This window comes from uncultured Comamonas sp., assembly GCF_964277875.1.
GTDB classification, from domain to species: domain Bacteria; phylum Pseudomonadota; class Gammaproteobacteria; order Burkholderiales; family Burkholderiaceae_C; genus Comamonas; species Comamonas sediminis.
The window spans coordinates 1-22683 of record NZ_CAXYJV010000018.1; the positions used below are offsets into that span (position 1 = coordinate 1).

General features: G+C 62.8%; 22 protein-coding genes and 1 pseudogene. 21 read left to right on the forward strand and 2 right to left on the reverse strand.

What is annotated here, in order from left to right:
* Positions 1–918 (forward strand): annotated as a pseudogene (gene gyrB, locus ACHWUQ_RS07030) (DNA gyrase subunit B); the annotation flags it as partial.
* Between the two features lie 682 nt (positions 919–1600).
* Here gyrB and ACHWUQ_RS07035 read toward each other — a convergent pair.
* Positions 1601–1879 carry a hypothetical protein gene (locus ACHWUQ_RS07035; RefSeq protein ID WP_394680710.1) on the reverse strand — a complete coding sequence of 93 codons (279 nt, stop codon included), beginning with the start codon at positions 1877–1879 and terminating at the stop codon, positions 1601–1603.
* 87 nt (positions 1880–1966) lie between these two features.
* Here ACHWUQ_RS07035 and ACHWUQ_RS07040 point away from each other — a divergent pair, with 87 nt between their 5' ends.
* The 12 genes from ACHWUQ_RS07040 (at position 1967) to ACHWUQ_RS07095 (ending at position 13218) form a co-directional block, all read left to right on the forward strand.
* Positions 1967–2971: a hypothetical protein gene (locus ACHWUQ_RS07040; protein ID WP_394680711.1), complete on the forward strand. Its 1005-nt coding sequence runs from the start codon at positions 1967–1969 to the stop codon at positions 2969–2971.
* Complete coding sequence (locus ACHWUQ_RS07045) at positions 2968–4008, forward strand: hypothetical protein (RefSeq protein ID WP_394680712.1); 1041 nt, start codon at positions 2968–2970, stop codon at positions 4006–4008. The genes ACHWUQ_RS07040 and ACHWUQ_RS07045 overlap by 4 nt, the downstream gene beginning before the upstream one ends.
* A gap of 373 nt (positions 4009–4381) precedes the next feature.
* Positions 4382–4873 carry a sigma-70 family RNA polymerase sigma factor gene (locus ACHWUQ_RS07050; RefSeq protein WP_394680713.1) on the forward strand — a complete coding sequence of 164 codons (492 nt, stop codon included), beginning with the start codon at positions 4382–4384 and terminating at the stop codon, positions 4871–4873.
* 69 nt (positions 4874–4942) lie between these two features.
* On the forward strand, positions 4943–6049 hold the full coding sequence (locus ACHWUQ_RS07055; RefSeq protein WP_394680714.1) for a FecR family protein: 1107 nt from the start codon (positions 4943–4945) through the stop codon (positions 6047–6049).
* A 122-nt stretch (positions 6050–6171) separates the two neighbouring features.
* A complete protein-coding gene (locus tag ACHWUQ_RS07060; protein WP_394680715.1) occupies positions 6172–8616 on the forward strand; it encodes a TonB-dependent siderophore receptor in 2445 nt (814 codons plus the stop codon).
* Entirely contained in the window at positions 8617–8928 is a 312-nt protein-coding gene (locus tag ACHWUQ_RS07065) for a DUF3649 domain-containing protein (protein WP_394680716.1), read from the forward strand.
* Entirely contained in the window at positions 8925–10475 is a 1551-nt protein-coding gene (locus ACHWUQ_RS07070) for a PepSY-associated TM helix domain-containing protein (RefSeq protein WP_394680717.1), read from the forward strand. Before ACHWUQ_RS07065 ends, ACHWUQ_RS07070 begins: the two co-directional genes overlap by 4 nt.
* Positions 10475–10762: a DUF3325 family protein gene (locus tag ACHWUQ_RS07075; RefSeq protein ID WP_394680718.1), complete on the forward strand. Its 288-nt coding sequence runs from the start codon at positions 10475–10477 to the stop codon at positions 10760–10762. The genes ACHWUQ_RS07070 and ACHWUQ_RS07075 overlap by 1 nt, the downstream gene beginning before the upstream one ends.
* Before the next feature lie 187 nt (positions 10763–10949).
* Positions 10950–11708 (forward strand): hypothetical protein, encoded by a 759-nt coding sequence (locus ACHWUQ_RS07080; RefSeq protein ID WP_394680719.1) that lies wholly within the window; start codon positions 10950–10952, stop codon positions 11706–11708.
* A gap of 95 nt (positions 11709–11803) precedes the next feature.
* Positions 11804–12214: a DUF2251 domain-containing protein gene (locus ACHWUQ_RS07085; protein ID WP_394680720.1), complete on the forward strand. Its 411-nt coding sequence runs from the start codon at positions 11804–11806 to the stop codon at positions 12212–12214.
* An 81-nt stretch (positions 12215–12295) separates the two neighbouring features.
* Entirely contained in the window at positions 12296–12583 is a 288-nt protein-coding gene (locus ACHWUQ_RS07090; RefSeq protein WP_133859135.1) for a GNAT family N-acetyltransferase, read from the forward strand.
* A 212-nt stretch (positions 12584–12795) separates the two neighbouring features.
* Positions 12796–13218, forward strand: coding sequence for a putative signal transducing protein (locus ACHWUQ_RS07095; RefSeq protein WP_394680721.1), 423 nt, complete (start codon positions 12796–12798; stop codon positions 13216–13218).
* Positions 13219–13287: 69 nt separating this feature from the next.
* Here ACHWUQ_RS07095 and ACHWUQ_RS07100 read toward each other — a convergent pair whose 3' ends face one another.
* Positions 13288–14106, reverse strand: coding sequence for a LysR family transcriptional regulator (locus ACHWUQ_RS07100; protein ID WP_394680722.1), 819 nt, complete (start codon positions 14104–14106; stop codon positions 13288–13290).
* A gap of 127 nt (positions 14107–14233) precedes the next feature.
* Here ACHWUQ_RS07100 and ACHWUQ_RS07105 point away from each other — a divergent pair, with 127 nt between their 5' ends.
* The 8 genes from ACHWUQ_RS07105 (at position 14234) to ACHWUQ_RS07140 (ending at position 22425) form a co-directional block, all read left to right on the forward strand.
* The gene (locus tag ACHWUQ_RS07105; protein ID WP_394680723.1) at positions 14234–14965 is read left to right on the forward strand and encodes an SDR family oxidoreductase; all 732 of its coding nucleotides are present in this window, start codon (positions 14234–14236) and stop codon (positions 14963–14965) included.
* Between the two features lie 236 nt (positions 14966–15201).
* Positions 15202–16164, forward strand: a complete 963-nt coding sequence (locus ACHWUQ_RS07110) for a LysR family transcriptional regulator (RefSeq protein ID WP_312462385.1) — start codon at positions 15202–15204, stop codon at positions 16162–16164.
* 114 nt (positions 16165–16278) lie between these two features.
* Positions 16279–17262 carry an ABC transporter substrate-binding protein gene (locus ACHWUQ_RS07115; RefSeq protein ID WP_394680724.1) on the forward strand — a complete coding sequence of 328 codons (984 nt, stop codon included), beginning with the start codon at positions 16279–16281 and terminating at the stop codon, positions 17260–17262.
* A 41-nt stretch (positions 17263–17303) separates the two neighbouring features.
* Positions 17304–18047: an ABC transporter permease gene (locus ACHWUQ_RS07120; RefSeq protein WP_312462415.1), complete on the forward strand. Its 744-nt coding sequence runs from the start codon at positions 17304–17306 to the stop codon at positions 18045–18047.
* A 20-nt stretch (positions 18048–18067) separates the two neighbouring features.
* Positions 18068–18835 carry an ABC transporter ATP-binding protein gene (locus ACHWUQ_RS07125; RefSeq protein ID WP_133858221.1) on the forward strand — a complete coding sequence of 256 codons (768 nt, stop codon included), beginning with the start codon at positions 18068–18070 and terminating at the stop codon, positions 18833–18835.
* 13 nt (positions 18836–18848) lie between these two features.
* Entirely contained in the window at positions 18849–20153 is a 1305-nt protein-coding gene (locus ACHWUQ_RS07130; RefSeq protein ID WP_394680725.1) for an NAD(P)/FAD-dependent oxidoreductase, read from the forward strand.
* 38 nt (positions 20154–20191) lie between these two features.
* Positions 20192–20578, forward strand: a complete 387-nt coding sequence (locus ACHWUQ_RS07135) for a RidA family protein (protein ID WP_312526538.1) — start codon at positions 20192–20194, stop codon at positions 20576–20578.
* Positions 20579–21168: 590 nt separating this feature from the next.
* Positions 21169–22425, forward strand: coding sequence for a hypothetical protein (locus ACHWUQ_RS07140; RefSeq protein ID WP_394680726.1), 1257 nt, complete (start codon positions 21169–21171; stop codon positions 22423–22425).
* The last annotated feature ends 258 nt before the right edge of the window (positions 22426–22683 follow it).

The following is a 22683-nucleotide window of genomic DNA, read 5'->3' on the forward strand; positions in this document are numbered from 1 at the left end:
GACGGCGCCCACATCCGCACCCTGCTGCTGACCTTCTTCTACCGCCAGATGCCGGACCTGGTCGAAGCCGGCCACATCTACATTGCGCAGCCGCCGCTGTACAAGGTCAAGAACGGCAAGGAAGAGCTGTACCTCAAGGACGGCCCCGCGCTGAACCAGTTCCTGCTGCGCGTGGCGCTGCAAGGCGCCAGCGTCAGCACCGGCGGCGCCAACCCGCGCAACATCGATGGGGAAGAGCTCAGCCGCCTGGCGGCCATGCACCTGGCGGCCGAAACCGTCATTGAGCGCCTCTCGTCCTACCTGGACGCCGAGGCGCTGCGCGCCATCGCCGACGGCGTGCAGATCCGCCTCGACACGCTGGACGACGCCATGGTCTGCGCCCCCGTGCTGGAAGCCAAGCTGCGCGAGCTGACCACCACTGGCGTGCCCGCCGAGGTGACCGGTGAGCTCGATCCGCACACCGAAAAGCCGATCCTGCGCATCAGCCGCCACCACCACGGCAACATCAAGAGCTCCATCCTGACCCAGGAGTTCGTCGAAGGCCAGGACTACGCCGCACTGGCCGCCGAAGCCCAGAACTTCCACGGCCTGCTCGCCGAAGGCGCCAAGGTCACCCGTGGTGAAGGCGAAAAAGCCAAGATGGAGAAGGTCACCGACTTCCGCCAGGCCATGCAATGGCTCATCAGCGAAGCCGAACGCACCACCGCGCGCCAGCGCTACAAGGGCCTGGGCGAGATGAACCCCGAGCAGCTCTGGGAAACCACGATGGACCCCGAAGTCCGCAGCCTGCTGCAAGTCAAGGTCGGCGACGCCATCGAAGCCGACCGCGTCTTCACGATGCTGATGGGCGACGAGGTGGAACCACGCCGTGACTTTATCGAGACCAATGCGTTGCGGGCGGGGAATATTGATGTGTGATGGGCAGTGGGCCCGTAGGGCGCCGTATTGTTTGCGACTCGCGACACCCATTTGCGACTGGATGCCACAAGCCAAAACGACTCACCTATCTTTAGGCGTTAAATGAAGACGCTTGGCATAGCCAGCAAAAAGAGCCCGGAAACTTCCGGGCTCTTTTTTTATACCTTTTTCTATGGCTGTAGTTTCTCATTGAGCGGTCCCAAGTCCAGGAGAGATACAGCAGCCTGGGCAATGTCTGCGCATGCAGGGCTAAGCGGCTCCCACGGTGAACAAATCTTTGTCCGCGCGTTAGACCAACATCACATAGCGCGTATGCCGCTCGCCCAGCGTCGCAATCTGGCTGTAAGCATCACTGAACAACAGGTCGTCTTCCCAATGGCCTGGAGCTGCACGAACTTCTATGCAGGCTGGGCCTTCGCTGATAGGCCATGGATCGGAGTTTCCGAGTGCAGTGCCTTGAGCGCCGCATGCCTCTAGTTCGTCGCAAGTGCTCCAGCGGCTCCTTCTTCAAAGCACCACGTGTTTGGACGAATAGCGTGCGGTAGATGGCTTCATGAAACACCTGCAACTCCTTTTGATCCGAATAGATCCGCTTGAGCCATCCCGCTATTTGCTCAGGTGACCATAGGCCTTGCTATTTAACCGCGACGATCTGAGTCAGTGCAGGGTTGCGTGCCAATTTTCATACCTTGGGACGACGAGCACGCTCCCAGACTGCAGCATCGGCCTCAGCCGCTCGGTAGCAAGTCCTGCCGTCATTGCGCAGCAGCTCGCGCCAATGGTGGCGGCAGCTCGTCTCAAGCGCCTGGCGATGCAGCGAATCGATTTGCCAGCAGCCAATGCTGGGTGTGCGGCCGGTCAAAAGCTTGACGATCTCGTGCAAGTTATCGCCTGCTTTCCAGCGATCCCACATCACCGTTTTCTGAGCTTCGGTGTAGTAAATCCGCAGTCTTTGCTTCATACAAACACTTCTTCAGCCTTAGGCAAATATTTTATTGCAGTGTTATGCTGTTCCTATTTTCTATTCCATACAGGTCAATTATAAACAATGCAAATAAAGCAGTTAATAAAACTGATGCTTTCCCTTTTATTGGGCGTAGTTCTGATAGGAAATCCATCAGCAAAAGATGTCGCCGCGCCGATTCTGCTTCACCCGAGCACAGCGTCAGAGGCTTTCGCCATAGCCGCTTATAAAGGGATGCCGGCTGAGAATTTCAGCAAAATGGTGAGCACCGCTTTCGAAAATGCAGGCTTCTCATCGCGTACTTCTGAGCGAATGAAAGATGGCACGGTGCGTTACACCTTCGCCTACCCTGTGGCAATGGAAGGACAGGTCCAGAATATCGAAGTAGTGCTCAGGACGGATGAAAATATCGACAAGAAGGGGCGATGTGCGACTTGTTTTCTGCGAACGGCGGTGTTGACAGACTTTGCTGATCTGCAACAGGCTCCCTGGATGCTTCAGTATGCAGTGAATCGGCAGATCCTTCCTGCCATCGATCAAGCCTATGCGAGCATTCAGCAAGATGGGCAGGCATTTATGGACGGCAGTCTAGGGTTCGATTACAAGAACCAGTGGCAAGGTGAGAAGAACCTCTATGAAAACTCGTTCGTCGGCATTGAGCAGACCAGCTTGAAATCTACGGTTATTGACGCCTATCGGGCTGCGGGATTCATATTTCAACGCGATGTAAGGAAAGACTTCACGGTTTCCGATTTGGTCTTTTCCTTTCCTGTGGATCCCGATCAGGCCGAAGGTGTTGTCTACAAAATTAGCCTTGCGAGCCAACTTGATGCAAGTAATCGCTGCTATCCCTGTGAAATGACCGAAGTCTACGATCCATACCAAAAGCTTCCCGCTGCAGGCCTGTCCGGAATGTCCAAGCGGCTCACACTTGAATCACGTTTTGCAGCCTCCCGAGCACTAGCGCTGGAGAAACTCAAGAACAGCACTGCGCAATACCTCCGTGCAGGAACCATGTTCACCATGCCTCCCAAGCCTGCACCGCTCGGGTCACCTCGGCCACATATCAGGCCGATGACAGTTACATGAATACGTCGGCCCAGAAACGGGCCGCCCGCACTGGATTGCTGGGCCAGCATGCCTGGTTTGATGGCACCTTCATCGTGGGTACGCTGGTGCTAGCTCTCGGCCTGGCAGGCATCGCATCCTTCTCTCCTGCGATGCTGATCGCCGTTGTACTGATCGATACCTGGCTTTTCGCCAATCCCCATGTGGTGGCGACCTTCACCCGTATCGGTGCTAGTTTGGTCGACGTCCGACGATATCGTTTTCTGATCTTCGGGTTACCCGTGATCGTGCTCGGCGGTGTGGTGGTCACGGCACTAGCGTACGAGATTAGCGGGCTATTCACGCTCTATTTCATCGCTCAGAGCTATCACGTCGCGCGGCAATCCTTCGGTATCGCCAGGGCTTATCGACGGGCAGGTTCGACGCAACCGTTTCAAGCGGATCGACTGTCCGAAACCCTGATCTATATGGTTGCAGCCTGGGGACTACTTGCCCGCTGCGCCGAGTCTCCCACAACTTTTCTTGAGTACCCCATTGAACTTCCGGCTGTGCCTACACAGGTGGCCGACGTCGCAGGATTAGCCACCATCGTGTGCGGCGTATGGTGGTCGTGGCGGCTTGCTCATAAGGCTCTGGCTCGCGAGATCGATTGGCGCCACGATGGGTTTGTGGCATCACACGTGTGTGCCAATCTCTCAGCTTACATCTGGATCACCGATATAACCCTTGGCTGGCTGGTGATCAACCTCTGGCACAACCTGCAGTACTTACAGTTCGTCTGGGTGCAGAACATCCGGCGCGACGCTGAGAGAAGCAGCGAAAGGATTTCAACAACGCTGCTCTGGAAGAGTGCCCGGCAATACATCTGCCTTTGTCTGCTACTGGGAGCCCTGCTCTATTTGACCGTAGACTGGGTTGGGACACAGTTGCTTTGGCTGGGACTTCCCACTGTGCTCATCGCACACTTCACGCTGAATTTTCATCACTACCTGGTTGATGGCGTGATCTGGAAACAACACCGCGCTCCCTCACACTGCTCAGCCGCCGCAAGAGGCTGATCGCTACAAAGCAAGGGATGCCGACAAGAATTTGGATTATCAACAGATAGTTGAGCGTACTCCGGTTCGCCAATAGCGCATTAGAAAAATGCTCGGCTACGCTTGAATGATTCAGGCAGACCGCAGTTGGACGTCTCGGCGTTAGAGGCAGGGTTGTTTTCGGGACGCGCCATATCGTGATGGCAGAGATGCTGGAGCGGCTGAGGTAGCACAGCCCCCAGCAAGCCCCGGCATCAGGCATCCGCCACCCAACAGGAATGCCCGCCAGCCACCAGAAGCCGTCCGGGGACTTCCCCACTCCAATTAGAATGATTCTTATTTTCGTCACTCGCCCCCTGCCTGCAGGGACTGCCGCCGGTCCACCGGTTCCTCCATGCTTGAGCGCTTCTACCGCGAACTGCTGAACTTTCTCCACCGCCAGGTGGGCGACCGCGATGCGGCGGCGGACCTGGCGCAGGAGAGCTATGCGCGGGTGCTGGCGGCGCAGCGGACAGGGCCGCCGGTGATGGATGGGCGGGCGCTGCTGTACCGCACGGCGCGCAACCTGGTGATTGACCAGCACCGCCGCGCCGAGGTGCGGCGCCATGACAGCCTGGATGAGGTGTCGGCATCGGATGAGCCGCCCGCACCCCAGCATCTGCAACCCGAGGAGGCCCTGGTGCGACAGCAGACCGTGCATGGCTATGTGCAGGTGATCGAGAACCTGCCGCCGCGCTGCCGCGAGGCCTTTGTACTGCATGTCATCGACGGTCTGCCGCAGGCAGAGATCGCAGCGCGCATGGGCATATCGGTTAGCATGGTTGAGAAGCATGTGGTGCGCGGTACCCTGGCCTGCAAACGGCATGGACAGGGGCCAGGCGCTTAGTTCGCCACCCACGGCCACCCCTCTTTCCTCACCTCTGCCCGTCACCCCTTCCTCTCGATTTTTCTGCGCATGTCCAGCACCTCTTCCTCTGTCGACCACCGCCCGGGCGCCTTGCCCGAAGGCATGGCTGCGGACGAGGCCGAGGCGCTGGAGCACGAGGCCGCGACCTGGGCCGTGCGCCGCCATGCGGGGCTGGATGCGCAGGGCCAAGCAGCCTTGCAGGCCTGGCTGGCGGCCGACCCGCGCCATGCGCCCGCACTGGATGCGATGGGCGCCAGCATTGCAGGCGTGCAAAGCCTACCCGAGCAAGACCTGGCCCGGCTGCGCGCGGGCCTGCCCCAGCGCGACGCGCAGCGCAGCAGTGCCGCACGCCCCCGCTTTTGGCAGGCCTGGCTGCGGCCCGTGGTGCCCTATGCCGCCACGGCGCTGGTGGCAGCGGCGGTGTTGGGCGCAGGCTGGTTTGGCTGGTGGGTGCAACCCAGCTTTCAGCAAAGCTATGCCTCGCAGCGCGGCCAGCAGTTGATGGTCACCTTGCCCGACGATGCGGCCTCCGGCAGCACCGTGCAGCTGGATACCGACACGCACCTGACCGCGCGGCTCTACCGCAACCGGCGCGAGGTGGCGCTCGCCGATGGCCAGGCGATGTTCTCCGTGCATGCCGACCCGAGCCGGCCCTTCCAGGTGCTGGCGGGTGATCTGCGCATCACCGTGGTGGGCACACGCTTTTCAGTGCGGCACACAGCGCAAGGCGTGGGCGCGGGCCACACCCAGGTGGCGGTGGAAGAAGGCCGGGTGAAGGTGGAACGGCTGCAGCCTGATGCGGACCAGACCGCGCAGGCACCCGCCATGGTGGTGCTGACAGCCGGCCAGATGCTGGAAGGCGGCGCTGCGCAGGATACGGGCCTTGGCACCATCACCGAGGTAGCGCCCGCCGCCGTGGCCCAGTGGCGCAGCGGTCGGCTGAGCTTTAACCGCACGCCCCTGGCCCAGGCCTTGGCCGAGTTTGAGCGCTATGGCCCCACTGGCCTAGTGGTGCGCGACCCGGCGGTGGCTGCCATGCCGGTGGGTGGCAGCTATGGTTTGAACCAGCACCAGCGCTTTGCGGAATTTTTGCCGCACCTGCTGCCGGTGCGGCTCGTCAAACGCGATGGTGTGACGGAAATCGTCGCCCGCTGAATTTATTCAAAATATTTTTCCTGGGTACGTGCGGATTCCTGGCGCTGCTGCGTCTACAGGGGGTGGCGCGCGCTGTGCGCAGCGCACAAGCCCTTTCCCTTGCCGATCCAGGAGCCCCTTCCATGCTGCGCACCGCGCCCCTTTTCCGCTTTCGCCCCACTCCCCTTGCCATGGCAGCCGCACTGGCGCTGGGTATCGCCGCTGTCCAGCCGCTGACGGCACATGCGCAGACAGCGGCATCGTCGCAAGAGGGGGCACGCAGTTTTTCGATTGCAGCGCAGCCACTCGCCCAGGCGCTCAATGAGCTGGCACGCCAAGGCGATCTGCAGTTGGGCTTTCCAGCCGGGCTGGTCGCTGGCAAGACGGCACCCGCCGTATCGGGCCAGCTGACGCCGCAGCAGGCACTGGACCGCCTGCTGGCCGGCAGCGGCCTGCAGGGCTCGGTCAAAGACCGTGCGGTGCTGGTGCGGCCCGCAGCGCCTGCAACGCCCGCCACATCGGCAGACCCGGCGGGTACCGTGGTGCTGCCCACCGTCTCGGTCACGGCAGCCGCCCTGGAAGGTCTGCCCGGCCCCTATGCGGGCGGCCAGGTCGCGCGCGGCGGCAAGGTCGGGTTGCTGGGCAACCGCGATGTGATGGACACGCCCTTCAGTACCACCCAGTACACCGCCAAGCTGGTGGACGACCAGCAGGCACAAACCATTGGCGATGTGCTGGTCAACGACCCCTCGGTGCGCAACACCTACGGCCGCAATGCGGGCCGCGAAGAGTTCAACATCCGTGGCTTTACCGTCTTCAACTACGACGTGTCGTACAACGGCCTGTATGGCCTGTCGCCGCGCAATGCGGCGTCGCTGATCGGCGTGGAGCGGGTGGAAGTGCTGCGCGGCCCCAGCGCGCTGCTCAACGGCATGGCGCCGGCGGGCTCGGTGGGGGGCGGCATCAACCTGGTGCCCAAGCGCGCCGGTGCCACGCCGCTCAACCGCGTCACCGCTTCTTATGCGCAAGACAGCCAGTTTGGCGTGCATGCGGATTTTGGCCGCCGCTTTGGTGCGGACCAGGAATGGGGCGTGCGCCTCAACGTCGCCAAGCGCTCGGGCGATACGCCCATCCATGGCGCCAGCGAGCGGGTGGATGCCTTGGCATTGGGTCTGGACTACCAGGGCGAGCGCGTGCGCCTGGAGGCGGACATCAACTACCAAAAGCGCGTCACCCATGGCCGCAGCAGCCTGCTGTTCCCTCCGTCGGAGGGCACACCCATCGCCGCAGCGCCCGACAACAGGACCAACTTCCAGCCGTCCTGGAGCTACTGGGATGCCCAGGAGCGCGCCGCCATTGTGCGCGGCGAGGTGGACATCAGCCCCAACCTGATCGCCTACGGTGCGATGGGGGCGATGGGCTATGACTTCGACAGCCTGCAAACCACATCGCAACTGCAGGATGCGCAAGGCACGCTGATGGCCCGGCCCTACCGCCTGAAAGAAGCCGTGAACACCCGCACCGCTGAAGTGGGCCTGAAAGGCAAGCTGCAAACCGGCAGCCTGGGCCATGAATGGGTGCTCAGCACCAGCGGCTATGCGCAAGACAATGGCCTGCTGCGCCAGAACGGCACGGTCTACGCATCCAGCATCTACACCCCGGCCGACATCACCAAGCCGACCATCAGCCTGGGCGACCAGCTGCCCCGCACCGGTGAGACACGCATGACCAGCGTGGCGCTGGCCGACACCATCTCCACCGCCGACAAGCGCTGGCAGCTGACCCTGGGCGCGCGCCACCAGGAGGTGCGCACCCGCACGTACAACGGCAGCTCCGGCGGAGAAACCGCGCGCTATGACAAGTCGGCCATCACGCCGATGGCAGCGCTGCTGTTCAAGCCCACACAAGGCATATCGCTGTATGGCAACTACATCGAGGGCCTGTCCCAGGGCTCGACCGCGCCCGAAGGCACGGCCAATGCCGGCGAGATCTTCCCGCCCTCCAAATCCAGGCAAGTGGAGCTGGGTGCCAAGTTCGACACCGGCAACTTTGTCACCACCGCCAGTGTGTTCCAGATCAGCCGGCCCAGCAGCTTGCTCGATGCCTCGACCACGCCCTCCAGCTTCCGCATGGATGGCGAGCAGCGCAACCGGGGTCTGGAGATCGTCACCCAAGGTGAGGTGCGCCGTGGCCTGCGCCTCTTGACCGGCGTGGCCTTCACCCAGGGCAAGCTGACCAAGACCGAAGACGGCCTCAACGATGGCCGCACGGCCCCGGCCACCCCCAAGGTGCAGATCAATATCGGCGGCGAATGGGACACCGCCTTTGTGCCCGGCCTGACCTTGACCGCCCGCGCGCTGCACACCAGCAGCCAGTATGTGGATGTGGCCAACAGCCAGCAACTGCCATCCTGGAACCGCTTTGACCTGGGCGCGCGCTACCGCTTTACGGCCGGCAACACGCCCGTCACCCTGCGCCTGACGGTCGAGAACCTGCTGAACAAGAACTACTGGCAGTCTGCCGCGCGTGAAGGCCTGACCATGGGCGCGCCCCGCACCGTGCTGCTGTCGGCATCGACGGAGTTCTGATTGCGCGCTGACCAGGCGGCGCAGGCCGCCCGGCCCCGCAGGCCTGCGGCGGGCTGGGCGGTGGCATCGCGCCTGCTCGCGGGCAGCCTGGGCGGCTATGCGCTGGCCCAGTTGCTGCCGGTGGCCCTGGTCGCCATCCTGGCCCCGGCACTGCCGCGTGCCGATGCGGTGCTGGTGGCGATGCAGCTGAGCTTTGTCGTATATGCCGTTGCGTTGATGGCGGCCTTTGCCGCCCGCAGCGCAGGCCGCGCCTGGGCAGGCATGCTGCTGACCAGCTTGGGCAGCGCGCTCGTCGCCTGGGTGGCGCTGTGAGCCCATCGCATCCCCCCAAGCGCCCGCTGCGCCCTGCGATGGCGGGCCTGCACACCTGGGCCGGTGTGCTGTTTGGCTGGCTGCTGTACTTTATGTTTGTCACCGGCACTGCCGGTTATCTGGATACCGAGATCGACCGCTGGATGCGCCCCGAGCTGCCTCCAGCGCAGTACCCGCTGCCAGCAGCACCCCAGGCGGCACATGCGCTGGCCTATCTGCAGGCCCATGCAGCTGAAGCGCACAGCTGGTCCATCCAATTACCGGTAGACCGCAACGAGCCCTATCTGCGCGTCGATTGGTCACCCCCCAGCGCCGCACAACCACAGCCGCAGCCCGTATGGCTGGATGTACAGACCGGCGCACCCATCGCCGTGCGCGACACGGCGGGCGGCCAGGCGCTCTACCAACTGCACTGGCGTCTGCACTACCTGCCCCCGGCGCTGACGGAGTGGCTGGTCGCCATCGCGTCCATGGTGCTGCTGCTCGCCCTGCTCACAGGCATCGTCGCGCACCGGCGCTTTTTTGCCGATTTCTTTACCTTGCGGCTGGGCAAGGGCCAGCGCTCCTGGCTGGATGCGCACAACCTGGCCAGCGTCGCCAGTCTGCCGTTTCAGCTGATGATCAGCTACTCGGGCCTCGTCTTTGTGATGTTCTCCTTCATGCCGCTGATCGCCAGCGCCTGGTACGGCCAGGCACCAGGCGCGGCAGTGCGCAACTTTTATGGCGAGCTGTTCCCGCCGATGGCTGCTGCCCCCGCATCGGGTCAGCCGGCGCCGCTGACCGCCATCGCCCCGCTGCTGGCCCAAGTCCAGGCCCAGTGGCAGGGCGCGCACGTGGCGGTGCTCACAGTACAACAGCCGGGCGATGCCAACGCCCGCATCAGCGCCATTGGCAACTTTGCCAGCGGCCCTGTGCGCGAGGCCGGCATCCTCGTGTTCGATGGCGTCAGCGGTGCCTTGCTGGCCGAGCGCCCCACGCGGCAATCTACCCCGCGCGCCGCCCGCGACCTGTGGCTGGGCCTGCACGAAGGTCTGTTTGCAGGCGCAGTGCTGCGCGCGCTGTACCTGCTGTCAGGGCTGCTGGGCTGCGTGATGATTGCCACCGGCATGGTGCTCTGGTCGGCCAAGCGCCAGGCCCGCATGCCCAGTGCGGGCCATGCACTCGTCAGCCGGCTCAACCCTGCGGCCATTCTGGGGCTGCCCGTGGCCATCTCCGCCTACCTCTGGGCCAACCGGCTGCTGCCCACCGCCCTGGAGGCCCGCGCGCAGTGGGAACTGCATGCGCTGTTTGCCACCTGGCTGCTGAGCTTTGTCTGGGCAGCCTGCACCGCGCCTGCCAAAGCCTGGCGCTGGCTGGCCTGGTGCGCAGCGATGGGCTTTGGCCTGCTGCCCATGCTGAATGCCGCCACCAGCAAGCGGCACCTGCTGCATTCGCTGCTGACGGGCGATGCGGTGATGGCCGGTATGGACCTTGGCTTTATCGCGCTGGGCCTGGCATTTGCAGGGGGTGCCCTGGCCATGCAACGCCGCCAAGGGGCGAGCCGCTGATGCTGGCCCTGTCTGCTTTGTGCATGCTGCTGGCCCTGGCCGCGCTGGCCTTGGCGATGGACCGGCATGCGATGCATCTGCCTTCTGCCTGGCTAGGCGCTCGTGCGCGCCGCTGGCTACAGCTGCTGGGCGCAATGGCCTTGCTCGCTTCTCTCATGGGCATGCTCGCGGTGATGGACAGCGGCCTGGCCTGGATCACCTGGCTGGGCCTGTTGGCACCGGCCACCCTCTGCATCGCGCTGGCCATGACCTGGACCGGGCGCGCTGGCAAGAGGCCTAAGCGGTAAGTGCAGCAGCCCTCCAAAGCGCCCCGCAGCAAGGTGCCGGCCACCGCTCAACCCGCCGCAAAACCCGCACTGCTACACTGCTCCCGACCTCACTCTCCACCCCAGAGCCTTGGCCCAAGCACCCAAAAACCGCGCCGCGCTGCGCAAGCGCAAGTCCAGCTGGTCGTCATTGCGCATGCCTCAGCATATGGCATCCACCCTGCAGAAAAAACACTGGCTGCGCCTACATGGCCTGTGCATGGGGCTGCTGGTGATGCTGGTGATGTGGGCCGTCACCGCAGCGCTGCTCCATTCCGGGGTTAGTTCGATGGCAATGCGCTATGCCATAAGCCTGGGTGTGGGCTATGCGGTCTACCTGCTGGTGCTGCGGCTCTGGGCGGCCTATCTGGTACGCAATGCCTACGAGCGCAAGCGAGAGGACTCCTGGGTCGATGGCATCGATCCGGTTCCCGATCTGCCCGTAGGCAGGAGCGCGCCCGATTGGCAGTCGGGCGACGGCGGCAACTTTGGTGGTGGCGGGGCCTCGGGGGACTGGGCGGAGGTGGACCTGTCGTCGGCTGCATCCGGTGCTTCCAGCTCCTGGACCGATGCCGTCGATGTGGTCGATATCGGCGGCGGCGATGAGGGCATCGTCATCGTGCCGATTCTGGCGGTGTTTGCCGGTTTGCTGCTCGCCTTTTTTGGCTTTGGCGCGCTGCTATGGCTGTATTTCGGCGTCGATGTGCTGCTGACCGTGGCGGTGGAACTGGCCTTTTCGATGATGACCGCCCGCGCGCTGGTGCGGGTGGAGCGCGCAGGCTGGCTGGCCTCTGCCGTGCGACTGACCTGGAAGCCACTGCTCGGCGCCCTGGTCTGCGCCGTGGCCCTGGGGGCACTGGCCGACTGGTGGGTGCCCGATGCCACCACCTTGCGTGAAGTGATCGCCCATATCCGGGGCATGCGATAACTAGCTTGGCCTACCCAGCGCTGCCCCATAGCCGGTTTATGCTGGCCCCTTGCTGGCCCCCACGGCTTCCCTCTCATTCATGACAAGGACTGCTCATGCCCATCGTCGTTACCGCCCAGGACACCATCCAGATCGGCGCCGCCGAGCCGATGCAAGGCAATGCACCCGAAGGCAGCTATGCAGCCGTGTTTGAAGACGATGGCGACACCGCCTACTTCTACGCGCTGGATTTTGCGAATGCCGAGCAACCCATCCAGAACGCGCTGCACATCTACAACGTGGCCGATGTCTCAGACAAGCACCTGCCGTCCGAGGTGACGATGGGCTGGTCCACCGATGGCAGCAAGGTCGTCCTGCTGATCAATGGCTACCCGCATGCGGTGTTTGATTTTGCGGCCAAGCAGGGCTACTGCCGCACCGCCTTCCCGCCGCCCGATGCAGATTCTGGCTGGAGTGGCCATGACTGGTCCGACGATGCGATCGAGCTGTTTGCGACGGAGAGCTGATACGACAAGGAACACAGCCCTGCCGATCGCAAGGCTCCAGCCTTCCCTTATTCTTGGGGTTTTGTTCAGCCAAAGGCCAGCATGCCCTACACCGTCCAACACGAAGAAGCCGATTCCAAAGGCGCGTTCTTTATCAACCGCGATGCCGCACGCGTGGCCGAGATGACCTACAGCCGCACCAATGCCACGATGATCATCATCGACCACACGGAAGTGGACGATTCACTGCGCGGTGAAGGCGCCGGCCGCCAGCTGCTCAATGCGCTGGTGGCCTGGGCCCGCGAGACCCACACCAAAGTGCTGCCACTGTGCCCCTTTGCCAAGGCCCAGTTCGCCAAGGATGCGTCGCTGCGGGATGTGCTGTCCTGACGCTTGACCACTACGGCGTCTTGCGCTCAACCAGGGAATACAGGGGTTTGCAGGGCCACATGGTTACCAATGCAAACTAAGCACTTGTCGCTTTTGTGCATTCACCGTTAACGCTCTCGAGCAAGGACCAGTAGCATCGCTGGCAGGCCCAAGATGCAAGAGCAGCGTGCTTTGATGTGCTCCGCTGGCCACACTTCTGGCCTAGGAGGGGCATGGAACAGGAAGTTCGATTTATCACGGTGGAAATCCACGACAGTGCCTGGCAAGCCCATGTATGCCGTGCATTGCTGGAATCAGAGAACATTCCCGCCTACTTGCGCAGCGAACACCATATCGGCCTGCAATGGTCGATGTCGCGGGTACTCGGTGGCGTTCGCGTTGCCGTGCCTGTGCACCTGCTCCAGCAGGCGCAGTCAGTGCTGGCCGAGCGCGACAAAGGTACGCTGCAGCAAGCTTTGGAGCATGACTACCCCAGCGACACAAGGGTATGCAAGAGCTGTGGCGGCACGGAGTTCCAGCTCAAAACCCCTCTCGGCGCGGCATTGGCGACGTTTTTGATGCTCTGGCTGTGGTCAACACCTTACCCGCCTCGTAAGGAGCACTACTGCAAGCAATGCGGTGCCATGGCGCCATAAAACCCGGAGCGGATGGGACAGCGTCGATGCATCTTCCTCGGGTGCGGTGATTGCCATTGCAGGCACCAGTCAACCCTCGCCCACCACCCCATCCCGCAAACGCGCCAGCGCCCCATTACCTAAAGCCTGCACGTTGTAGCAAAGCCCAATGCGGCGTTTGAGCTCCACCTCCAGCGGTTGGGTCTGCACACCCGGCATTGCTTGCGCCAGGGATTCCGGCACGATGGCCTTGCCCACACCGGCCGCCACCAAGTCCAGCGCCAGCGAGAAGTTGCTGGCCAGCGCCGCGGGCGAGTCGGCGTGGCTGCCGTAGATCGGCATCAGGCGCTGGTGGCTGGCGTGGGTGGGGCAGACGATCCAGTCGGTGGCGGGGGCCTGCGGGGCAGCCGCTGCGTTGTCTGGCAGCAGGGCCTGCGCGGGCAGGGCCAGCACATAGCGCTCGCTCAGCAGGGGCAGGAACAGCTCATCCTCGCAGCGCAGCTCCTCGCTGGCCAGGCGCGCATCGCCATCGCATTGCGCCAGCAAATGCAGTTGCACGCCGGGCACACAGGCGCGGGCAGTGGCGGACAAATACTGCACGGTGCTGCGGGCTACATCCTCTTCCACACCAATGGTCAGGCGCTCGCGCTCATCACGTTTGCGAAAGCGTTGGGCCAGGTCATCGGCCTCGGCCACCATGCGGCGCAGCTGGGGGTAGAGCGCGCGGGCATCGTCCGTCACATCCACACCGCGCGCCTTGCGCACAAACAAGGCCGTGCCCAGTGCCTCTTCCAGCAGGCGGATGCTGCCCGACAGCGCCGGCTGGCTCAGGTGCAGGCGCTGCGCGGCAGCGGTGATATTGCGCTCTTCAAAGACGGCCACAAAGGCGCGGAATTGGCGGTAATCCATGGCAAGCCATAAGCGAAACGTATGAGTGGAAGAAGAATAAACCGTTTTTCAAATGCCATACGCGCGCTCTACACTAGATTCTCTACTGATTCATCAGAAATATTTATTTCTAAGAAGGCTTCGGATTATGCAAAACCGCAAACCCCTGATCGTCATCACCGGTGCCAGCTCGGGCATTGGGCTGGCCACCGCCCAGCTGTTTTCATCGCTGGGCCACCCGCTGCTGCTGCTGGCGCGCCGGCTGGAAAACATGCAGGCCCTGAATCTGCCCGACACCCTGGCTCTCTCCGTCGACGTGACCGACCGCGCCGCCGTAGCCGCCGCCGTGCAGCAAGGCGAAGCCCGCTTTGGCCCGGCCGATGCCATCGTCAACAATGCCGGCGTCATGCTGCTGGGCGAGATCACGCGCCAAGACCCGGACCAGTGGGACCGCATGCTGGATGTGAATGTCAAAGGCGTCTTGAACGGCGTGCATGCCGTCGCCGCCGGCATGGTGCAGCGCCAGCGCGGCAGCATCATCAATGTGGGCTCGGTGGCCGGCCGCAAGACCTTCCCCAACCATGTCGCCTATGTCGGCACCAAGTTCGCCGTGCATGGCCTGACGGAGAACCTGCGCGAAGAGCTGGCCGCCCACAATGTGCGCGTGACCACCATCGCCCCCGGCGCGGTCGAGACCGAGCTGCTCGGCCACACCACCGATGACAGCATCAAGGCCGGCTATGAGGAATGGAAGACCTCCATGGGCAGCAAGGTGCTGTCGGCCCAGGATGTGGCCAACGCCATCCACTACGCCTATGCGCAGCCCGATGGCGTCTGCATCCGCGAGATTGTGCTGGCTGCAACGCGCCAGCAGGCCTAAAAGCTCCGGTTTCACCCGGACTACAGCCTCCAAGGCCGCCAGCATGTTGCGGCCTTGGAGGCTTTTTTGTCGACGACTGAAGATGCCCCACCCAAGCGAAACTGATCCTGAGTATTAGTTTTAATTAAGTTGTTATCAAAATCTCCGCTTAATGGCTAGTATTTGTAGAAATACTAATACTTAAAAATCCACCGCAAACACCTCAGGTGCTGCCGTGGATCCATCACGGAGACGACATGAAGACAACCTCGGGTCTCGATGTCCGCGCCTTGAAGATTTTCGAGGCCGTAGCGTCTTTGGGCAGCCTGTCCAAGGGGGCAGCGCTGCTGGGGATCACTCAATCGGCAGTCTCACAGACGATCACGCAGATCGAAGCGATTCTGGAGACGCCGGTCTTCGACCGTTCGCAGCGGCCCTTCAAGCTCACACCGGCAGGCATTGCACTCAGCCGCCGGGCCGGGCAGATTGTCGAAGACATGGAGCGCCTGGTGGTGCATGTGCGCGATGCCGATCTGGCCAGCCGCCCGGCCATCCGTGTCGGCATGATTGACTCCTTCGCCGCCACCGCAGGGCCGGCCATCGTCAAGAAAGTCACCGAATCGGCCAGCCAGTTGCTGCTCTGGTCGGGCCTCGCCAACAGCCATGCAACAGCGCTGATGAAACGCCAGCTCGACCTGATCGTCACCACCGACACGCTCGATGACATCGACCACATCGTGCGCCGCTCCATCTTCTCCGAGCCCTTTATCGCGGTGATCCCCAAGGTGCGCGAGAAAGAGTTCAAGAACGCCGACCTCACCACCCTGATCGAGAGGATGCCGCTGATCCGCTTCAGCGCCCGCTCCCACTTTGGCGCCTTGATCGAGCGCCACCTGCGCCGCCAGGGCTTCAGCCCGCGCCCGTATCTGGAGATTGACACCTCCGACGTGGTCATGGCCATGGTCGCCGCCGACCTGGGCTGGACGATCACCACGCCCATCTGCCTGCTGCAGGGCCGCACCTACAGCGGGCAGATCACCGCCATTCCGCTGCCCGGCGCCAGCCTGCACCGCACCATCTACCAGCTCTCCCGCGAAGGGGAGTACGTGGACATGGCCGAGAACTGCTTCCAAGTGAGCAGAAGCGTCATGGAGAACGACATCTTTCCCGATGTTCGCCAACTGATCCCCTGGCTCAGAAGCGGGATCTCGCTGAGCTAGCCAGCCCCTGCACAAGCCGCTGTCCATGGCCGGGATGCCGCCGCATCCGCGCCAGGGGAGTGTCTTGTCCAACGACTGGCGAGTTCTTCAAAACAGGAAATCCAAGGAGACAAAATGACCCTCAACCGCCGTTCCTTCATCCAGAAAAGCGCCGCTGCCTCGTTCGCCGGCGCGCTGTCGCTGCCCAGCCTTGCTGCCGAGCAAACCGTGAAATACGGAGGCTCGCCCTGGCTGGGCCACTACCCCGCCCACCTCGCGATGGCCGAAGGCTATTTGAAGGAAGTGGGCATCCACCAGGACTGGCAGTCCTTCGCCACCTCGTCGGCGCGCATGAGTGCCTTCATGTCCGGTGGGGTCGATATCGGCTGCGCCGGCATTGTTTCGGCACTGGCGCTGATGTCGCGCGGCGCCAAGCAGTTCGCGATCATTGCGATCCCGGAGAACTTTGGCCGGGTCGAAGGCTTGGTCGCCCGCAAAGGCATAGCGACCGTGGCTGATCTCAAAGGCAAGAAGATTGGCGTGACCTTCGCATCCAGCACCCATCTGCTGGTGCTCGATGTGCTGGAGCAGGCAGGTATCAAGCCCGGCGAGGCCGATGTGCTCAACATCCCCGGCCCCGAGCTGCAAGGCGCCATCAAGACCGGCCAGATCGATGCGGCCGCTGCCTGGACCCCGCACTTTGACAACATCCTGCGCGAGCCCGGCGTCAAGCTGCTGGCCGATGATTCGCAGTTCAGCCTCTACAAGTCCTTCAAGGTCACGCCCGGCCCCGATGTGCTGCTGGTGCGCCGCGAGTTTGCCGCGCAGAACCGCGAGCTGGTCCAGCGCTACCTGTCGGCCTACTTCAAGGCCAGCGATCTGCTGCGCGAGCAGCCCGAGAAAGCCTCGCAGGCGCTGCTCAAGTTCACCGGCCTGACCATGAAAGAGCAGATGTCGGCCGTCACCGGCTCCGACTGGTACCCGCAGGCCCAGCAAAAAGAGCTGCTCACCGGTGACTTTGTGCAAGGCCTGCAAAAGCTGGCCGAGATGCTGGTCAAGCACAAGCAGATCGACAAGGCCCCGGTCGTCAAAGACTGGATCGATGCCTCCTTCGTCTGAAGGCTGGAGCGCGCAACGTGATATCCAAAGCCCCATCCCGCATGGCACTGGCCGCCACCAGTGCGGCCTCCGTGCTGTTCTTCATCGCCCTCTGGGAGGCCGTGTGCCGCGCCGGCCTGGTCGATCCCATCTTCCTGCCCCCGCCCAGCGCAGCGCTGGGCAAGGCCGCCGCCATGCTGGGCGACGGCACCTTCTGGCCCCACATCCTGGCGTCCGCACGCCGGGTGATGATCGGCTTTTTGGCGGCCACGGCCGTGGCCATTCCGCTGGGCATCTTCCTGGGTACCTCGTCCTTCGCCCGGGCGGTCTTTGATCCGATCCTGTCGTTTCTGCGGCCGCTGCCGTCGATGAGCTGGATCCCGCTGTCGCTGCTGTGGTTCGGTATCACCGAGACGCAGAAGTACAGCATCGTCTTCATGGGCTGCTTTGCGCCAGCAATGGTCTATGTGATCGAGGCCACGCGCAATGTCGATCCGCTCCTGGTGCGCGCCGCGCAAAACCTGGGCGCCAACCGCTGGCAGGTGATGAAGGAAGTGATCCTGCCCGGCAGCCTGTCGCAGATCCTGAGCGGCTTCAAGGTCATCCTGGGCCTGGCTTGGACCTGCGTGATCGCCGCCGAGCTGGTCGCCGCCCGCGAAGGTCTGGGCTTTCTCATCATGAACGGCAAGGAGTTCTTCCAGACCGAGGTGGTTGTGCTGGGCATGGTGCTCATCAGCACCACGGTGCTGATCACCGACTTCGTGTTCCGTCACATCGAAAACTGGGTACTGAGGTGGAAACAATGAACGAGCAACACAAAGGCTCCATGATTTCGGTGCAGGGCATTGCCAAGCACTACGGTGATTTCAAGGCGCTCGAGCGCGTCGATCTGGAGATTGAAAAAGGCGAGTTCGTCGTGCTGCTGGGCGCCTCGGGCTGCGGCAAATCCACCCTGCTCAACCTCGTCACCGGCTTCGACAAACCCACCGCCGGGCGCATCGTCGTCAACGGCCGCGAGGTCAACAAGGTCGATCCGCACTGCGGCATGGTGTTCCAGCAGTACGCGCTCTTCCCCTGGCTCACGGTGATCGACAACGTCGCCTTCGGCCTGAAGATGAAGGGCATCGCCAAGGCCGAGCGCCTGCAGGTGGCGCGCCGCTTTATCGAGATGGTCGGCCTCAAGGGCTTTGAGGACAAGTACCCCAATGCCTTGTCCGGGGGCATGCGCCAGCGCGTCTCCATCGCCCGCGTGCTCGCCAATGACCCGGACGTGATCCTGCTCGACGAGCCCTTTGCCGCGCTCGACGCGATGACCCGCCAGGTGCTGCAGGACGAGTTGCTGCAGATCTACGAAAAGAGCAAGAAGACCATCATCTTCATCACCCACTCCATCGACGAGGCACTGCTGCTGTCCACCCGCATGCTCATCATGAGCGCCCGGCCCGGCCGTGTGGTGACCGACATCCGCAACGACCTGCCCATGCCGCGCAATGCGCAGGTGCAGCTCTCACCGCGCTACAACGAGCTCAAGGGCCAGATCTGGGACACCGTGCAGTCCGAAGTCATGCGCAGCCTGCAGGCCACCAGCCACTAACCACCACCAATCCATGTCCAAGCAACCTACTTTCCCGAGCTACCAAGCGAGCTCGGGCTGGAATACCTTGCTCCCCAAAAGGCAGGCCCATACCCAGGCGCCCAGCGAGCGGCACTTTGATGCCATCGTCATCGGCGCCGGCGTCACCGGCCTGGCCGCCGCCCGGCGCATTGCCGAGCTGGAGCCGCAAGCCCGCGTGCTGCTGGTCGATGCCAGCACCGTGGGCGACGGCTCCTCGGGCCGCAACTCGGGCTTTTTGATCAACCTGCCGCACAACACCGGCATGTCCGGCCACGGCAGCCCCATCGAGGTGGCGCGCAAGCAGATTGCGCTCTACAACACCGGCCTGGCCTGGCTCAAAACCCTGATCGACCAGCACCAGATCGACTGCGGCTGGAACCCTGCCGGCAAGTACCACGCCGCCGCCACGCCCGATGGCGCAGCCCGCCTCAAAAGCACGCTCAAACAATACCAGGAATGGGGCGTGGCCTATACCGAGCTGGGGCGCGATGCGTTGCAGCAGCGCCTGGGCACCACGCACTACCACTACGGCTACCACTCGGACAACAACGTTTTTGTGCAGCCCGCCGCCCTGGTGCGCGGCCTGGCCGACAGCCTGCCCGCCAATGTGCAGCTGTGGGAGGGCGAGCCCGTGCTGTCGCTGCAGCAGGGCAAGCCCCACACCGTGCGCACCGCCACCGCCGAGCTGACCGCTGCGCGCATCGTCATCGCCAACAACGGCTTTGCGCGCAAGCTCGGCTTTGCGCGTGACCGCGTGTTCACCATCTACACCTACGCGGGGCTGACCGAGCCGCTGGACGAGGAAGAGCTGCAAAAACTGGGCCCCGAGCCGGAATGGGGCGTGATCCCCGCCAACCGCCTGGGCACCACCTTGCGCAAGGTCGCGGGCGGCCGCTTCATGGTGCGCAGCTCCTACTCGTACGACCGCGAAGAGCCGCTCGCCGAGGTGCGCAAGGCGCTGCAGGGCTGCTACCAGATGCGCTACCCGCAGATGCGCTCGCATGCGCTGCCGCTGGTCTGGGGGGGCGTCACCGCCCTCACCCGCAACGGTGCGCTCTACTTTGGCCAGGTTGGCGATGGCCTCTACATCTCCATCGGCTGCAATGGCGCCGGCATGCTCAAAGGCAGCATGTTCGGTAAGCTGCTCGGCGAGATGGCCTGCGGCCAGCAATCCCCTCAACTGGCCGACGCACTGGGCTTTGAGCGCCCCAGTTGGCTGCCGCCCGAACCACTGCGCCGCATCGCGGTGGTCAGCACCATCAAATACCAAAAATACAAGGCCGGCATCGAGCGCTGACGAGTGCCAGCTTGAGCCATCACTCAGGAGAACACCCCATGACTTCCAACACCAACAACACCACCAATACCATCACCCGCACCGGCGGCAACCACCGTATGTCCCAGGTCGTGCGCCACGACAACACCTTGTACCTGGCCGGCCAGGTCGCCGACAAGGTCGATGTGGGCATCGGCGGCCAGACCGAAGAGGTTCTCGCCAAGATCGACCGCCTGCTGGCCGCACATGGCAGCCACAAGGAGCGCATTCTGAGCTGCCAGATCTACCTGGCCGATATGCGCCATTTCGCCGAGATGAATGCGGTCTGGGACCAGTGGGTTGCCCCCGGCCATGCGCCGGCACGCGCAACCTTGGAAGCACGCCTGGCCAGCCCCGCCAAGCTGATTGAAATCTGTGTGGTGGCCAGCGCAGAGCTGAACGGCTGACTGGCTGATCACCACAGTGTTTGACCAATAAGCGCGGGCCTCGGCTCGGCAATGGCTGGCTCTGCCGAAAAAGGCACCCGGAAGGCGCAGGGCCGCCGAGCCAGCCCTTGTTTATGTTGGAAGTAAATGCAGCTGAATTAGTAAGCAAATATTACACACTCAACGGCCAGAGCTGTGTTTTTGCAGGACCGGACACCTTCAATCGCCTACAGGCATATGGCCTGCAATACCGGCCTCGTAGCAGAGCAATCTGAATACCGAGAGTTTTGCTTATTGATCTGTTCACTAATCAAGACAAACTCCTCGCCATCCATCGTCGAGGCTTAAATACGCGTAAACCCTAGGTATGCTAACCGTCTAAAACGCCGTTTTGATATAGGTCAGCGCATTGACGGAGTTCATGATTTTGACAATCTTTGACAAATGTGAATGAGCGCACGCTTCCGCAAAATCAGCGCGCCATCGGGCCTAAGTGCATGTTTTCAATCCACTCTTACTAACAAAACCAAACATTCATAGTAATTTTGATATCCAATATAACTATGATAGAAATGCTCATCATAAATTTAAATACTTAAAGAGGTGAGCGTATGACATGGGGAAAATGGTTGGCGGGCGTGCTGGTGAGTGTGCCGGCGATGGTATTGGCGCAGGCCAATATCGAGAACGGAACATTGCGGATTGGGGTGCGGGCCGATGGCTCGTTGATGCCGGAGGATATCTCTCCCTTGACGGGCATTACCTACCTGGCCAATGGCGCTGATGGACTGACGCCGGGATGCTATTGCGAGGCCTGGGGCATTGCCGATGCGGTCACCAGCACCTCCGGTTTCACCGGGGCCAGTGTCGGTATCAATGGCATTACCTCGGAATCCTTCACCTCGACCGCCACCACGGCCACGGCGGTCGCCAACGCCTTTGGCACCTTCCGCGTCACCCATGCCTTTGCACCGTCGACGACCAACAACATCTACGAAGTCAAGGTAACGATCGAGAACATCTCGTCCGCACCGGTCGAGGCGCTCTATGGCCGGGCGATGGACTGGGATGTGTTCCCCACCCAATTCAACGAATACACCACGATCCAGCGCGGCAGCAGCACGGCGCTGGTGTTCTCCAGCGACAACGGCTTCCATACCGCCGATCCGCTGGAAGACGACGCCGGCATTCTGTTTGTGAACCAGGACGTCGACGACAGCGGCCCGACCGACCATGGCGCGCACTTCCGCTTCAACTTCGGCACCATTGCGCCCGGTGCCAAGGTCGAGTTCACCATCGGCTACGGTGTCGCCGGCAACCAGGCCGATGCGCTGGCCGCGCTGGCCACCTTTGGCGCCGAGGCCTATTCGCTGGGCAAGCCCAGTGAAAACCCCCCGGGCACCCCCAATACCGATGGCACGCCCAACACCTTCATCTTTGCGTTCAAGGGCATTGGCGGTGTGCAGCTGATCGGTGTCGATGCCACCGACGACGCAGCCCCTGCGCTGACCCGCCCCGCGACGGGCACCGTCACAGCGGTCAACGTGCTGGCCAATGACACGGTGGACGGCGTAGCGGCCACCCCGGGCAGCGTCACACTGACGGCAGTGGGCACCTGGCCTGCCGGCATCACCGTGTCGCCGGATGGCAATGTGCTGGTCGGCCCTACAGCGGCGGCTGGCGCGTACACCTTGGGCTACCAGATCTGCAGCACGGTGCAGGCGACGCAGTGCGATAGCGCCAATGTGACGTTGCAGGTGGAGGCACCGGTGGTGGTTGTGCCCAAGGCGGTGCCTGTGGGTCATCCGCTGGTGTTGGCGGGTTTGGGCTTGCTGCTGCTGGGCGTGGCGCGCCGCAAGCTGGTTTGATCAGCTAACGGGGTACTGTGCCCTCATGCCTCGTTGCTTTGGCGCGGGGCTCTTCATGTTCATGTTCATGTTCATGTTCATGTTCATGTTCATGCTTTTGCATGTGCCTGCGGCGCGGCTTGGTTTTGCTGGCCGGATTTCGCCCGGCGGGCGAGGTACTTTTCTTGGCGACCAAGAAAAGTACCCAAAAGAAGGTCGCCCTGCTGACTGCGTCCCTTCGCTTCGCTGCGGGCAACCTGTGGTGCTCGGGTATGGGCT